The organism is Streptomyces sp. BA2 (assembly GCF_009769735.1).
Taxonomy (GTDB): domain Bacteria; phylum Actinomycetota; class Actinomycetes; order Streptomycetales; family Streptomycetaceae; genus Streptomyces.
Map to the genome: position 1 here is coordinate 320207 of NZ_WSRO01000002.1, position 13892 is coordinate 334098.

Here is a 13892-nt window from a genome sequence, read left to right on the forward strand (position 1 = left end):
CACGGCGTCCCCTGCGGCAACCAGATACGCGGCGATCCGCCGTGACCATCGTGCCGGGCTGAACAAACGTGCTCTGATGCGCAAGTACGGGGTCACACACCCCACGGTGCAGAAGGCGCGGGAGTCCGTGTGGCCGCGGCCACGGAAGAAGCTCCCGCCCCAGGCGACCCGGCTCGATCCGTTCAAGTCGCTGGTGGACGAGATGCTGCGGGCGGACCTGAACGCCCCGCGCAAGCAACGGCACACCGCCGAGCAGGTCTTCGACGAGTGTGTTGCGCCCGGTGGTTGGTGAGCGCACAGTGCGGGCCCTAGGCTTCGACAGCCCTGACCTCCTTGGCACCAGGGCGCGGGCCCCCGGGAGGTACGAGCACATCCGCGGATGTTCAGCAGGCCGGAGTCAGGACGCGGTGTCGGCGCGGTGTCGTACTGCTCGACGGTCCAGGGCAGGATCACGCAGGACAGGGTGTGAACCGGAATACCCTCCGCAGCGAGCTATTCCTGAAGCCTGGCAATTGCCCGACAGCCTCCTGAGCACCAACCGGCGCCAGCAGGCTCTCCCCACGGCCCTCCCCGTGAATGTCCGTCATCCATCGATGATTTCAGAATCACGAGGAGGGCCACTGAGGGCCACCCCACACCCTGCACTCACCCCAAGGAGGGATCACGCGACCGGGCCCAGGGGTTGAGGAACAAGCTCAACTGATTAGCGCTGGCGATTTCCCCATGGCCGAGACATACCGGAAGACAACCGGGTGATCAGCGGTTCGGCGGCAGGACATAGCCCTTCTTCACCAGCTGGTCGCAGTGCCACCTGCCATAGGACGGCGACTCGCCCTTCTGCTTGGTGGCGGCCAGGCAGTCCGCATAGGGATACGGCGGTCCACCATCGGAGACGGGGGCAGCGCTCGCCATCGGAGTAGCCAGACTGATGGCCACGACGGCCGTGGCCAGAACCATGCTCATTCGACGCACAGAAGTTCACCTCTCACTCAATTACGGGACCTTCGCGAACACCAACGACCCCGGTCGCCCAATGGCACGCCCGTATGGCCCCGGATCAGGCGTACGGGTGATCCGGGGCGAGTCAGGCCTGGGCGGCATGACGGGCGGCGACACGCTGCCCGGCGCCTTTCGGTCAGCGTTGAAAGGCTCGTGGCACCGCGGCTGGTGCCTTCACTGGCCGATACCGCGGTGCCCTAGAGTCGCCGCATGCGACGAAGGACGAGGCTGGTCATAGCTGGGGCTGCGGCCCTGGCCTGGGGCGAGTGGTTGAACTGGCGCTGGTCTCGAGCGCTCGTGGGGAGCAGAGGGGGCGCATCCGAAGCCGTGGTCGTGTTGGGCTTCCAGAACCCCCAGCCGACGGCGAACTTCATCAACCGCTGGCGGGTCCGTGCTGGAGTTCGCTCCGCTGCCGCTGACAACGCGCGAGACACTCGTGTGATCTTCAGCGGTGGTGGGACCGGCAACTGCGCTGCGGAAGCCCAGTTGATGGCGGACTACGCCAAGTCGGTGCTCGAGTTCGACGGCACCCTTCTCCTCGAAGACCAAAGTGCGACGACATGGGAGAACATCACGAACGTGATCCCATTGCTTGAAGACGTCGATCGCATCAAGATCGCATCCCAGCCGGCTCACGCGCTCAAGGCCCGCGCGTACCTGCGGAGACAGCGGCCTGATCTGGCTGAGAAACTCGTGCGCGCGGATGACTATCGCCCTGGCGAGTGGATGGTCGCCAAACCGCTGCTGGCTCTGTACGGCCTTTGGACACTCCGTGGGCTCAAGCCCGATGAACGAAAGATTTCGCTGTAAACCGCCGCTTTCACATCGGCGTCCGGCGTCACAGGCAGTGGCTTCTTGAGCCCGGCGCCAACAGATGAGTGCGCATCCGATGCTGAGGAAAGCTTGGTGGACCAACCGGCGCCGCAGCCCCACACACTGGCCGAAGGGTCCACTGTGTTGCCAAGTCGCCGCGCAGCCGGCTCGCCCGGATCCGATCACTGCCTTGCCTGCCCCGGCCATCGCCGTGCCCGGGACGGCTGCGGCACACGCCCCCGCCGTCCCGGACGATCGTCAGCCGCAGAGACCCGCGGCTACTCCGCGTAGAGCTGGTCGGCGCCGCCCCGGGCGCTGTAGCTCAGGCTCCAGATGTAGCCGTCCGGGTCGGCGAAGGTGCCGCCGTACCCACCCCACGGCAGGGCGCCGGCCGGCTTGAGGACCTTGGCACCGGCCTTCTGGGCTTCCTCCATGACTTCGTCGACCCTCGCCTCACCACGCACGACGTAGGTCAGGACCAGCCCGCTGAAGCCGCTGCCCTCGTGGCCTGTGCCCACCTGCTCGGCCAACCCTTCGCGTTCGTAGAAGCCGACGGCCGAGGCTCCGTCCGACTCGAAGAACACCGAGACGCCGTAGTCATTCTTGATCTTCCAGCCGAGCCCCTCGGTGTAGAACCGCTTGGCCCGGTCCATGTCCTGGACGCCGAGGAGGATCGAGCTCACGTGCGCTTTCATGCCATATCTCCCTGTATGTCGGTCAAAGAGGTGCGGGACATCCACGCCGAGTGCGGCGCGGATGTCACATCTGCGTGGTCTCGCCGGTCAGTACGTATGACAGGACCGGACGGAGGAATGTGACAGATGGGCGAACAGGACTGGCTGAGCGAACAGTTCGCCGCGCACAAGAGCCGCCTGCACACGGTGGCCTACCGGATGCTCGGCTCCCCCAGCGACGCCGAGGACGCGGTGCAGGAGGCGTGGCTACGGGTCAGTCGTGCCGACACCGGACAGGTGGAGAACCCGGCCGGGTGGCTGACCACCATCGTGGCTCGGGTCTGCCTGAACATGCTCGAGGCGGGCAGGGCACGGCGTGAGGACGCGGCCGGGACGTTGCCGCCCGAGCCGACCGCGCCCCACACCAAGACCCATCCGAACGGCCAGGCCGGCCCCGAGGACGAGACACTGCTGGCCGACTCGGTCGGTGTCGCGCTGATGGTGGTGCTGGACACGCTGACCCCGGCCGAGCGGCTCGCGTTCGTCCTGCACGACGTCTTCGCCGTGTCGTTCGCCGAGATCGGCGCCATCCTCGACCGCTCCCCGGCGGCGGCCCGGCAACTCGCCAGCCGGGCACGGCAGCGGGTTCGCGGAGCGGCCGACGCATCCGATGCCGCCCAATCCCGGAAGCGGGAAATCGTCGAGGCTTTCCTGGCCGCGGCCCGCGGCGGAGACTTCACCGCCCTGCTGGAACTGCTCGATCCGGACGCCGTGGCCATCGAGATGCGCGGCGCCCGCGAGGTGGCGGCCTTCTTCGCCGGACGAGCTCAGGCGGCCCGGCTCGCCCTGGTCGATGGCACCCCAGCGGCCGTCTGGTCCAACCGCGGCCGGCCAAAGGCCCTCTTCACGTTCACCATCCACAACGAGAAGATCACCCGCATCGCCATCGACACCGACCCCCGACGGCTCCACGATCTCGACGTCGTCTTCCTGTCCGCCGGTGACAAGGAGCGGCGATGACCGAAGCAGATCTCGAGCTCTCGTCCTGCTCTCTCGCCGTCCACGACATCGACGAGGCACTCGACTTCTACCGTGACGTGCTCGGCTTTGAGGTATGTACCCATGTCGACTCCGAGGGAGTTGAGAGAGTCAGCATCCGCTCGCCTGCGCATCCTCTTGTGCAGATCTTCCTCGTGGCACCCGCCAACGATCCAGGTATCTCCCCGGCAGACCGGCAGGCGATCGAGAGTCTGATGGCCAAGGGTTTTCTGAGTCGTCTGGTCTTCGTGACCGCCGACTGCGACGCGACCTTCGAGCGCATCGAGGGTGCGGGCGCCGAAGTGATGCAAGAACCGATCAACCGGCCCGACGGTGCCCGTGACTGCGCCTTCCTCGACCCATCCGGCACCATGCTGCGTTTCACCCAACCGCGCCAGGCACGTGGTGGGGCCGCTGGGAGCCCCCGACTCAGCACTTAGCCGCGGCGCGAGGACCGAGTCGATCAGCCCTGGTCTGCCACCGGCCGCTGGCCAGCGGAGCAGTGTCTCGTGCCAGGCGATCACCCGTAGAGGGAACGGGCTCCCGGGCTGTTGCCCGTGAAGCGCTGGCCCCCTGCGATCTCATCACCCACTATCGACCAGACGGTCTCGCCGTCCTGGAAGGGGAGCGGGTCAATCTTGCTCGTCTCCTCACGGATCCGATCGACCTCGCCGTCCAAGCGCTCGAAGTCAGCTTCCTCCTCGTCCTGATCACCGCTGAAGGTGAACTCCTCTACCAGGCACTGGAACCGGAGGGTGACCTGAAGAAGTGACGAAACGTCCCGATGGAGTTCGACCACCGACTCCTCGTCGGAGTCGAGAGCATGCACCTTGCCGGATACGGGGTCGAGGGCGAGGTGCGCGTTGAGCAGCCAGCCGATGACGGTCCAGTCACCCGCGCCCTGAGCGGCGTCCTCGAAATCCTCGATGTGGACAACGTCCTGAACGCGGGGCAGCGAACCGTCGTCCTCGTCCGGCTGACGCAGCAGGAGCGTCCCGGTGGGGACGCCGACGGTCTGCAGGAGGCGGGCGCCCTCGGTGTCCACGGCGGCGAGCGGAAAGGCAGTGGCGGGCAGGGTTGCGATCCGGTCCTCGCCGAAGATGTCGACAAGCTCGCTGCGGGTGACGTCGAAAAGCATGTGTGGAACTCCGAACTCGGCGGCGAAACGGGCGCCGCGGGACCCTTGATGAACGAAAGCGATCACGCAACAACAGCGTTGCCGATCAAGGCGCTTCCGGCCACTCTTTCGCGGATCGCTGCCTCAAGCACTGGTTGGAGGGAACGGTGACCGGCCCGAACTCGCGACATCGACGTCCTCCAACCGGCCCCTCCCAGCGCCTGGCCTGAACAACCACCAGGGTGCGCGCTTCACGCCATGCGACGCAGCAGACGGTCACGGTCGACCAGTTGGTGCTTGAACACCAACCCGACGTGCAGCGCCAGCGCTGCGAAGAAGACGATGTGCGCGGCGATGTGGGCGACGAGCAGGTCGTCACCGGACAGCACCAGGGCAATGCCGGTGAGCGGGATGGCGAACGTGGTCGCGTACAAGGCGGTCTCCGTACCGTGTGCCAGGCGTCGCTCCAGCGAAGTCAACGACGGCGCCCAGAGAGGGAGCGGTGTGGCCAGCCGCCATACGAGCCGGGCCAGGCCGAGCAGCAACACCGCGGCCCCCAGCACGACGTGCACGGTGAGCAGCACGTCGTGACCGAAGAGGTCGTAACCGTCCTCCCCGCCCCTGCCACGGCCTTGTCCCCTGCCCGAGCTCCCGCCCCGCCCACGCCCTCGGCCCCGACCACGGCCGCTGTCGTCGACGTCAAGCAGGTACCCCACTGCGAACTGCGCGACCATCGCCACGAATACCGCCCAGTGCAGCACCTTCGTGACCAGCCCATAGCCGTGCGCACCATTGCGCAGGTAAAGTCCCATGCCTCCAACGTGCCCCGCGGCTCTCTTCTTCAGGCATGCGTCCCGTTCCCGAGGGACCGAACCGCGCTCCTCCCGGGCAAAACGCTGGACGGCATGGGCCGGTGCAGGGGAGCTGGCACCACTTGCCGCGCAGAGCGGAGAACACCAGCGTTCAGAACTTCGCCTTGACGTCCGCATAGACCAAGTCGTGGTCCGAGAAGGTGTTGTGTGTGCTGACGCCGGGCGGCGGGGCGTAGGCACGGTTGAGGAAGACGTAGTCGAACTTCTTGCGGTTCGGGCTGGCGTCCGCGGTTGGTGTGCAGCGCTTGTCCTGGACAGGGCCGCAGTAGGGGTCGGCGTCCCATAGGAGGGACGTCATGGGTGACATCGCCGGCAGCCAGGGCTCGGAGTTGAAGTCACCCAGGACGATGGCGCGCGTGTGCGGCTTCACGTGGTCCGCGAGGAACCGTGCCTGCTTCTCGCGCACGTCCGCCTGTGGCCCCTGCGCCAGGTGCGTGTTGAAAATCTTGGTTTCGACCCCGTCGACCACGGCATTGGCCCAGACGAAGCTGCGCCCCTCGCTGCCTCCTTCGGGATAGGACTGGTGGCCGGAATCCGTTATGGGTGTCGCTGACAGGATGACGTTCCCGTAGGACCCCCTGATGCCCCACCTACGGCCGCAGCCGAACTTCTGCGACGCCGGTCCGACAGTCGCGTAGTACGTGAGACCGCGCTCTTTCAGGTGCCGCACGATGGCATCCGTGTCTCGCAGGCATACTTCCTGGAGTCCGACCACCTGTGGGGCGTGCTTGGCGATTTCCTGCGCTGTGGTCCAGGGCTTCCTGCCCCCGGGCTTGAAGAGGTTCATTGTGGCCACCCGGTTGGGATGGACGGCCGCCTCCCGCGCGTCCGTGTCCGCTGCCCGTGGATTGTCTGTCTGTGCTCCGGCCGACGCCTCCGGAACCAGGAACACGCATGCCCCCAGCAATGCCCCGACCATCGCCGAGCGACGCTTTGCCCTCATCGGTTTCTCCCCTCAATTCCCTTGAGTTGATGGAGGCATGACGCTAGCGGGCAGGCGGCCGAGGGGCGTCTAACGAGAGATGGGTGTTCGTGTCCAACCCCTGCCGTAGAAAGCCGGGCCCTGCAACTCCTGCGGTACCGCGGAAGTTTGAGCGGTAGGAGGCGGTGGTCTGCTCCGCGTTGCATGTCGACCATGCGCGTGCTGCCTAATTGCCAGCGGGTCATACGCCGACCCTTGACCGAGACTGCCGCGGATGTGCTCGGCGGCCGCCAGCCCATCGATCACAGCCGTTCGCACCTCCGAATGCCGCGGCTGTCGTCGGGGACATCGCCGGGCAGACGCTGAACGGCGCGTGGAGGGCCGCGTGGGCCTGGGGTAGCGACTACCTCGGGGGTTGGGGTGTCGGGGTCGTCGCCATCCAGGTGCAGGAACGCCAGGCCGTGGGCCAGGGTCCACACCATGGCTGAACAAGGCCTCCGCGTCCGCTCGAGCACGAACTGGACGTCGGCGACCGCGACCGCGGCCGCGGCGAGTTCGTCGGGCCTCGAGGGCGCGGGAGACGAAGCCCGCCGCCGGTCAGCTGATCGGTGGCAGGAGGGGGACCCGGGCGGCGAGGAACTTCGGGGCCATCTCGCGGTAGCTGTCGGTGATCAGTTCGGCAAGCTCGGTCCAGTCGGTGTGGTCGCCGAGAACGGCGGCGACGACGTTATGTCCCCAGTCGGCACGGAGGAACGGGAACCCACCGGCGGTAACGCCGAGCAGATCGTCGACGGGCACCCGAAAAGTCATCACGACCGGTTCCTGATCTGCGGTTGCATACGATGCGTAGGCCGGGTAGCGGTCCACGTCCGGCGTGTAGACATGGGCGAACGTCCGCGTACGGATCCGCCAGCGCACGCCGATCCACGCTGGCTCCTCGTACGACTCGGGCAGCTGCTGACAGAACGACCGCAACCGATTCAGGATCTCCGGCGGCACATCTCCAGGACTGGACATAGGCCGACCCTAGCGACCGCCGACGAATTCCGTGCCGGACGCGGCTGGGCACGGCAGGGCGCGGCGGGGCAGGGAAGCCCGCGTGACAGTGCGGAACCCCAGTCGAGCGGATGGTCCTCGCCCGGTGGCGCTGCGCGGCCAAACCCCTTACAGGTTGCAATAGTTCGAATGTGGAATATTGCCTGCGGATGCTGCAACGGCTTGGTTCGTCTAGGCTTGTATGGGCGCCTCGAAGAGAATGATTTAGAGGCGTGCAGCACACCGCCTGACCTCGGTCGCGCAATTCTCTAATGCGCGTGAGGTAAAGGAAACCCATGCGTTGAATTTTCACTGATGACAGTACGTGCAGGAAGCGCGCTGACATCACGTGAAACACAGCGTAATATGACGGAAGAGGCAGAGGCATGGCTTCCACCGAATTCACGGATCAAGACATAGCCGAAACGCTGGACGTTGAGGCCGCTCTCGACCCGGTTGAGGCCGACGGTTCCTACCGCGACAGCCGCGAATGTGCGGCGCTGGCCCTGACTGGCGGGACGATCTCCCTGCTGTTGTCGCCTCCGACTCCGCGCCCGAAGAAGGGTTGACGGGGGCACCGGTATGGAGGAGTCAGGCACTACGTCGCCTTTGGCGGGCGCGGTGCAGGGCCTCACGTGGGAACTGGTCTCCGCTCTTCGGGACGGGGGCCGGTTCCGGTTGGCCGGCAGCGTGACCGGATCCGACGCGGCGGCCGTGGACGGCCTCGCGCTCGCCGCCGTGCGTGTGGTGGGTGCCGACGCCGTCCTGCCGGGCGTCCTGCGCCGCACACCGGTCGAACCCGACGACCTCGCCGTGTTCAGCAAAGCCGTGCTGGCGTATCCGCCCCCCGCCGATGCCTCGCCCGCGTCGGTGTGGAGCCACTGGGCGATGCAACGAACTCTGGCGGATCTTGACGCGTCCTTCAACGGCGCACCGCAAGGAACAGAGCCCCCGGCGGCCTGGCTTCAGGACACCTCGTGGCAGGTGCTGACCCATCAACTCGCCGTGCTGGCTCCCCTCGCGCTGCCCGGCGCCGACTGCGCGGTGGCCCGGGTGGCACGCACCCGACCCGTGGATGTCGCCCGCGGCTTCGTGCGTGCGGTCCGCCGACGCGACTGGCTGCAAGCCGCGGGGGCCGGCCGCTGGCTGGTCCTGCTGGACGGCGTGCCACACACCCTTGGCCTGGAGGCCGGGCTGGAGTTCGTGGCGCAGATGGGGTCCGAGGATCCCCGTGTGCTGCTGCAGGTCGAGGCGGCGCAGCTGTTGCGGGCCGGAGTGCCGGGGTGAGGGCGCGCGATGTCCGGGGGGTCGCCGAGGCGGCGCTTGCCTGGGTGTCCGAGCACCGTGACGACTTCGTGCTCGGGGATGACGCGTTGGCCGAGTACGGCAACGTGAACTTCACCTGGAAGCCGCTGGGAGAACTGGCGCATGTGTGCGTCACCGTCCGCCGCCATGCCGAATCGACCGCGCCGCTGCACCAAAGGGCGAGTGATCTGCTGGACTTCGCCTGGCGGCAGACCGGGCAGGGAGACCTCCTGTGCCAGTTGCAGCGCCTGGAGCCCTTCGCGACGTACCCGTTGGAGATCTACGCGGCTTTCGCCTCGGCCGGGCTGCGCCACCACGGCTTCGAGAAGGCCGCCGCGACGGTGACACGTACCCGCTCCTGGCAGGTGACCGAGCAGCAGCCCAACCGGCGCCTCGGCATCCTCAACTCCGAACGCCACAGCGGCATGCGGCCGCACGAGGGCATGGAGCGGGCGCTGGAGCGCACCTGGCTGGGCGGCCTGCCGGAACCCTGGATGTTCGAAGGGGACGCCGGCTACACACTCACCCATGTGATCTTCCACATCGCCGACTGGGGCGCGGCACCGCACCGCGTTCCCCCGCAGGTCGCCGACTACCTCGCGCAGTGGCTCCCGCCGTGGCTGGACACCTGCCTGGAGGACGAGCGGTGGGACCTGAGCTGTGAGCTGCTGGCCGTGGCAGGCAGCCTGCCCGGCCCGCCCGACCGCACGATGTTGCAAGACGCCTGGACACGACTGGCCGGAGCACAGGGCGCTTCCGGAGCCGTTCCGGAGATCGGCTCCGGGCGGGACGGGAGGGGGCCTGCGGACGGTTTCACCGAGCGGGCGCCCGCAGACGAATTCACCGGCTGCTACCACTCGACGCTGATGACGGTCTTCGCCGCCGTACTGACCGCCGGCGCACTGCACGAGGACACCGATACCGCCGCTGCGGCGACCGGGAAGGCACCCGCCTTCGCGCAGCCGGCACATTCGGGAGCCACGCGTCGGGGGCAGGCTGGACAGCGGGGACGAGGAGCGTCGAGATGACCAACACCCGCCTCATGCACACCGTCGGCAGCCAGGCTCTCGAGTGGCTGCACGCCCACCGCGACGGGTTCCGCCTGGAACCGGACGTCGACCCGGAAGTGGGCTTTCTGGAGCGCTTCAAACCCATCGGCGAACTGGCCCTCATCTGCTCGGTGTTGTTCCGGGAAGGAGTGGCGGGCTCCCGGCAGGCGCAGCTGGCACGGCAACTGCTCGACCACGCCTGGCGCAACACGCTGGACGGCGGTCAGATGCTGGTGCGCGGCCAGCGCATCGAACCCATCTCCCCCATTCCCTTCGAGGTCTACCTCCCCTTCAAGGAGCTGGGCTACAGCCATCCCGCGTTCGAGCAGATCTTCCGGCTCAACCAGCGCCTGGAGAGTTTCGCCGCCCGCGAGATGCCACCCGTACGCCGCCTGGGGCTCTCCGCGTTCCAGCGCCGCTGCGGCCTCGAGCCCCGGCCGCCGGAGGCCGAGGTCATCGGCCGGACATGGCTGGGACGCACCCCCGAACCCTGGACGGTGGAAGGGCACACCGCCTACGACATCACCCACACCGTCTTCCACCTCACCGACTGGGGCAAGCACCCCGACGACATCCCGCCCCCGCTCGCCGACTACCTGGCCACCTGGCTGCCCGCCTGGCTGGACGACTGGCTGGACCTGGAGCGCTGGGACCTCCTCGGCGAACTCCTGGTCGTCGACGCCTGCCTGCCCCGTCCCACGCTGGACGAACGAGCCTGGGAGGGTTTCGCCGCCGCCCAACAGGCCGACGGTGCCATGCCCGCCGTACGCACCATCCCCGAGGGGGATCCCGAAGAACTCTTCGACCTCGTCTATCACCCCACGCTCGTCGCCGCCTTCGCCTCCGTCATGGCCACCTCCCGTGCCCTGACGCAACTCACCCACACCACGTCCTGATGACGCCCCCGCGCACGCCCTGGCCAGGCGAACCGCACAACGCCACCGAAGACGAACTTCCGCCTCGCCGCGCCCCGGCGCAGAACCGCCCGGACGACGAGACGATGTACCGGCGGCTGGATGACGCCATCGCCGCGGTGGAGGCGCCCGATGTCGTCTTCGCACTGTCCCGCGACGGCCGGCGCACGGTGCGCTGCGGCGGGACCGGACCGCCGCCGCCCGTTCCCCGTGACCAGCTGCGTTACGAGATCGGCTCGGCTTCCAAGACGTTCACCGCACTGCTGCTGGCCCACCTGACGCAGTCCGGAGTTCTCTCCGCGGGCGAGCCGGCCCTGTCCTTCCTCGCCCCCACGCGGCGCATCGGCGCGCACCCCATCACCCTCGCGCACCTGGTCACCCACACCTCCGGGCTGCCCGCCCTGCCCCCCGACTTCTACCCCCGGGCCCTGCCCACCTGGCGCACCAACCCCTACGCCCGCTACGAGGACCGGCACGTCGTCAACGCCTTCGTACGCCGACGACCGCGCCGGCGGCCGGGCTCCCGCTGGCACTACTCCAACTTCGGTGTCTCCGTGCTCGGCCACGCCTTGGCCGCCGCTACCGCCACCCCCTGGGACGACCTGCTCACCGAACAGGTGCTGCGGCCACTGCGTCTGGGCGGCACGGCCCTGCACCCCGCGGGCCCGGACGATACGGATGCCACCGACGCCACCGGCCACCGCAAGGACGGCAGCACGCCCACGCCCCCGCTGACCATCGGCGGATTCAAGGCAGCAGGCGCGATCCGTGCCACCCCGCACGACCTGCTGACCTTCCTCGAAGCCCACCTCGACCCGACGGGCCACCCCCTGGCCGCGGCCCTGCGGGCAGCAGGCCGCCCGGTCCTGCGGCGGGGCTTTGGGCACCGGCACACGCACACCATGTCCTGGTTCCAGCACCCCGCCCAGTACGGCCCGCTCTACTTCCACTGCGGAGCCACCCTCGGCCAACAGGCCTTCCTGGGCTACAGGCCCGACACCGCAACTGCTCTGGCCGCCGTCTGCACCCGCCGCTACCGCGCCCGCGAAACCTTCGTGACGACGGCCTACACACTGCTCGCAGAGACCTGAGCCGACCAACCCCTGAGACACCAAGGCCTGAGACACCAGCCCCCGACGTCGCCGCTTCGGCCAGGGATGTCGTGAACGAACTGCCCGTCAGACGCGCTGCCACAGGGCCGGTGTGCGGGCAGGCTGCCACCCGCCCTGAGCCTGATGGGGCTGCAGGCACACGTAGGTGACGCCGTCGAAGGTCACGCGCGACCCGGTCTGATAGACCTTGCCCGCACTCCAACTGCCCGAGGTCCCCTGCGTACTGGGATCACGCTGGGCGAGGGCGGTCTTCAACGTGAGTCCGAACTCATTGAGCAGCGGGTTCAACGGCTGATGGAAAGTGATCCCGCCGCTCTTGCAGTCACCGCTGCCTCCGGAAGTCACCCCCTGGGCCTGGCTGCCGGAGATGTAGGAGCCACCCGAGTCCCCGGGCTCCGCGCACACCGTGGTGCGGGTCACCCCCTCGATGACGCCCTCCGCGTAGTTCACGCTGGCGCCGTGCTGCTCGATGGTCCCGCAGTGCCAGCCGGTGGTGGAACCCGACCGGCAGACCGCCGCGCCCACCAGCGCCTGCACCGAACCGGTGACCTGCACGTCCGCCGCCCCCTGACTCTTCACCCGCGGCGTGGCAGCCCACTGACTGTTCACGCCCACCCAGGACATGTCCTTCTGCGGAAAGACCGACGCCTCGAAAGCACCCTGGGAGACCTTGTTGAAGCCGGTGGTCTTCGCGCCCGCCTTGCCGCAGTGCCCGGCGCTGGCGAACCCCTGCTGGGTGCCCTTGGTCACCGAGAACCCGACCGAACATCGAGCCATCTCGTCGATGTAGTACGCGTCGCCCCCGCGGACGTCGTGCAGCGCGCGCGGGCGGTCGGCCGACACCTTGACGTTCAGGAGCCGCCGGTCGACTCCGGCCGCCGCGATCAGCTTGTCGGCGGCCGCGCTGCTCGTCGCCTGCACCGTCGCCTTGTTGGCCCGCACGTCGACATACCGCACCGGCGTTTCCAGACCCCCACCTGCCACGGCGGCGGAATCCAGCTTCGCCGTGAGCGCCTCCAACTCACCCAGACCATGTTTGACGACCCTGGCCTGTGCCCCCTCCGCCTTGATCGCGGCCACGTCCGCGGCGTCCGTGGTGGCTACCACGAGGCGGGCGGAGGTCGTGCCCTGCACCCAGGCACCGGCGAATTTCTTGCCCAGCGTGTTCTGAAGCCGACCCGCCCGCGTCCCCGCCTCCGCCTCGTTGACCAACCGCGCCCGCGCCTGCCCCTCCAACAGCCCCAGGTCACGCCGCAGTGCCCGCAGCAACCCCCCTGACGGCTTGTCAGCGGCCAGCGTCTGCGCAGCCGACGGGGGCGCCGGCACCACGGAGGACTGCGGGGCCGGCACAGGCGGAGTCGGCGCGGGCGGCACGACAGCCGCAGCCACCGGCAACCCCGTCAGTACGAACGCACCCAGTACGCTCACCACAAACCAGGGAAGACGGGCAGGCCGGAGGGGGTGGCCGGGTCGGGCGGCGTGTCTGTCGACCATGAGTGATTCCTCATCCTCGGAAGATCCGGTTCGGTGGGGTGGAGACAGAAAGGCGTCGAAACCTAGACCTTGCCGACACCGACTCAGGAAATCCCCCCACGCCCCCGGTTCGGCAAAACGGACCACATCAGCGACCCACCCGGCCCAACGCCCGGGGGTCGGCCAGGGCATCGGTCATTGGGACGAGGCCGACGTCTAGAACCAACAACTGAGGGCCAACAACTTCAGCGGCGTCCCGCCACTGCCTGAAGCGGTTGTGGACGGTGGACCAGGCACCGAGCTCGGTCGGCGCATTCCGCCACTGCCCACCGGTCCGGAACCGCCCTGTCGCGCCCTCGAACTGCTGCCGTAGCCACAGCCACTCGGGATACGGGCCGCACCCACCGATCGATCGGCAGCCACGTCCCAACGAACTGCCATGTCTTGTCAGTCAGTTGTGCCCGTGTCATGCAACACGAACTGCCAGGTCACGTCACGAGGATGCCAACAGTGGGCCGAGTTCGGCGGCCCACTGCGGGTAGAGCGCGGCCTTCTCCTCGTGCAGGGCA

17 protein-coding genes are annotated in these 13892 nt (G+C 68.2%); 9 read left to right on the top strand and 8 right to left on the bottom strand.

Annotation, left to right across the window (positions count from 1 at the left end; all coding sequences use genetic code 11):
- The first annotated feature begins 76 nt into the window (after positions 1 to 76).
- Entirely contained in the window at positions 77 to 292 is a 216-nt protein-coding gene (locus E5671_RS04130; RefSeq protein WP_202121008.1) for a hypothetical protein, read from the top strand.
- Between the two features lie 464 nt (positions 293 to 756).
- Here E5671_RS04130 and E5671_RS04135 read toward each other — a convergent pair whose 3' ends face one another.
- The gene (locus E5671_RS04135) at positions 757 to 963 is read right to left on the bottom strand and encodes a hypothetical protein (RefSeq protein WP_160502482.1); all 207 of its coding nucleotides are present in this window, start codon (positions 961 to 963) and stop codon (positions 757 to 759) included.
- 246 nt (positions 964 to 1209) lie between these two features.
- On the opposite strand from E5671_RS04135, the gene E5671_RS04140 reads away from it, so the two are divergent.
- Positions 1210 to 1809 (top strand): YdcF family protein, encoded by a 600-nt coding sequence (locus E5671_RS04140; protein WP_160502483.1) that lies wholly within the window; start codon positions 1210 to 1212, stop codon positions 1807 to 1809.
- A gap of 281 nt (positions 1810 to 2090) precedes the next feature.
- On the opposite strand, the gene E5671_RS04145 is transcribed toward E5671_RS04140, so the two are convergent.
- Positions 2091 to 2507: a VOC family protein gene (locus E5671_RS04145; RefSeq protein WP_160502484.1), complete on the bottom strand. Its 417-nt coding sequence runs from the start codon at positions 2505 to 2507 to the stop codon at positions 2091 to 2093.
- A 126-nt stretch (positions 2508 to 2633) separates the two neighbouring features.
- Between E5671_RS04145 and E5671_RS04150 the strand changes: the two genes are divergently transcribed.
- Entirely contained in the window at positions 2634 to 3506 is an 873-nt protein-coding gene (locus E5671_RS04150) for a sigma-70 family RNA polymerase sigma factor (protein ID WP_160502485.1), read from the top strand.
- On the top strand, positions 3503 to 3964 hold the full coding sequence (locus E5671_RS04155; protein ID WP_160502486.1) for a VOC family protein: 462 nt from the start codon (positions 3503 to 3505) through the stop codon (positions 3962 to 3964). The genes E5671_RS04150 and E5671_RS04155 overlap by 4 nt, the downstream gene beginning before the upstream one ends.
- 80 nt (positions 3965 to 4044) lie before the next feature.
- Here E5671_RS04155 and E5671_RS04160 read toward each other — a convergent pair whose 3' ends face one another.
- The 4 genes from E5671_RS04160 to E5671_RS04175 form a co-directional block, all read right to left on the bottom strand.
- Positions 4045 to 4662 carry an SUKH-4 family immunity protein gene (locus tag E5671_RS04160; protein ID WP_160502487.1) on the bottom strand — a complete coding sequence of 206 codons (618 nt, stop codon included), beginning with the start codon at positions 4660 to 4662 and terminating at the stop codon, positions 4045 to 4047.
- Between the two features lie 230 nt (positions 4663 to 4892).
- Positions 4893 to 5453, bottom strand: a complete 561-nt coding sequence (locus tag E5671_RS04165; RefSeq protein ID WP_160502488.1) for a cytochrome b — start codon at positions 5451 to 5453, stop codon at positions 4893 to 4895.
- A gap of 151 nt (positions 5454 to 5604) precedes the next feature.
- Complete coding sequence (locus E5671_RS04170; protein ID WP_160502489.1) at positions 5605 to 6456, bottom strand: endonuclease/exonuclease/phosphatase family protein; 852 nt, start codon at positions 6454 to 6456, stop codon at positions 5605 to 5607.
- Positions 6457 to 7032: 576 nt separating this feature from the next.
- Positions 7033 to 7452, bottom strand: coding sequence for an MmcQ/YjbR family DNA-binding protein (locus E5671_RS04175; RefSeq protein ID WP_160502490.1), 420 nt, complete (start codon positions 7450 to 7452; stop codon positions 7033 to 7035).
- 404 nt (positions 7453 to 7856) lie between these two features.
- Here E5671_RS04175 and E5671_RS04180 point away from each other — a divergent pair, with 404 nt between their 5' ends.
- From E5671_RS04180 to E5671_RS04200, 5 genes are read left to right on the top strand one after another with little or no spacing between them, the layout of a single operon-like run.
- Complete coding sequence (locus tag E5671_RS04180; RefSeq protein ID WP_160502491.1) at positions 7857 to 8039, top strand: hypothetical protein; 183 nt, start codon at positions 7857 to 7859, stop codon at positions 8037 to 8039.
- Positions 8040 to 8052: 13 nt separating this feature from the next.
- The gene (locus E5671_RS04185; protein ID WP_160502492.1) at positions 8053 to 8757 is read left to right on the top strand and encodes a hypothetical protein; all 705 of its coding nucleotides are present in this window, start codon (positions 8053 to 8055) and stop codon (positions 8755 to 8757) included.
- A complete protein-coding gene (locus E5671_RS04190) occupies positions 8754 to 9803 on the top strand; it encodes a DUF6895 family protein (RefSeq protein WP_336605659.1) in 1050 nt (349 codons plus the stop codon). Before E5671_RS04185 ends, E5671_RS04190 begins: the two co-directional genes overlap by 4 nt.
- Entirely contained in the window at positions 9800 to 10720 is a 921-nt protein-coding gene (locus E5671_RS04195) for a DUF6895 family protein (protein WP_160502493.1), read from the top strand. The genes E5671_RS04190 and E5671_RS04195 overlap by 4 nt, the downstream gene beginning before the upstream one ends.
- Complete coding sequence (locus E5671_RS04200) at positions 10720 to 11829, top strand: serine hydrolase domain-containing protein (protein ID WP_160502494.1); 1110 nt, start codon at positions 10720 to 10722, stop codon at positions 11827 to 11829. The genes E5671_RS04195 and E5671_RS04200 overlap by 1 nt, the downstream gene beginning before the upstream one ends.
- Before the next feature lie 87 nt (positions 11830 to 11916).
- On the opposite strand, the gene E5671_RS04205 is transcribed toward E5671_RS04200, so the two are convergent.
- Together E5671_RS04205 and E5671_RS47710 are read right to left on the bottom strand one after the other, a co-directional pair.
- The gene (locus E5671_RS04205; protein ID WP_160502495.1) at positions 11917 to 13344 is read right to left on the bottom strand and encodes a carbohydrate-binding protein; all 1428 of its coding nucleotides are present in this window, start codon (positions 13342 to 13344) and stop codon (positions 11917 to 11919) included.
- A 127-nt stretch (positions 13345 to 13471) separates the two neighbouring features.
- Positions 13472 to 13753: a transposase gene (locus E5671_RS47710; protein ID WP_160502496.1), complete on the bottom strand. Its 282-nt coding sequence runs from the start codon at positions 13751 to 13753 to the stop codon at positions 13472 to 13474.
- Positions 13754 to 13892 lie beyond the last annotated feature (139 nt).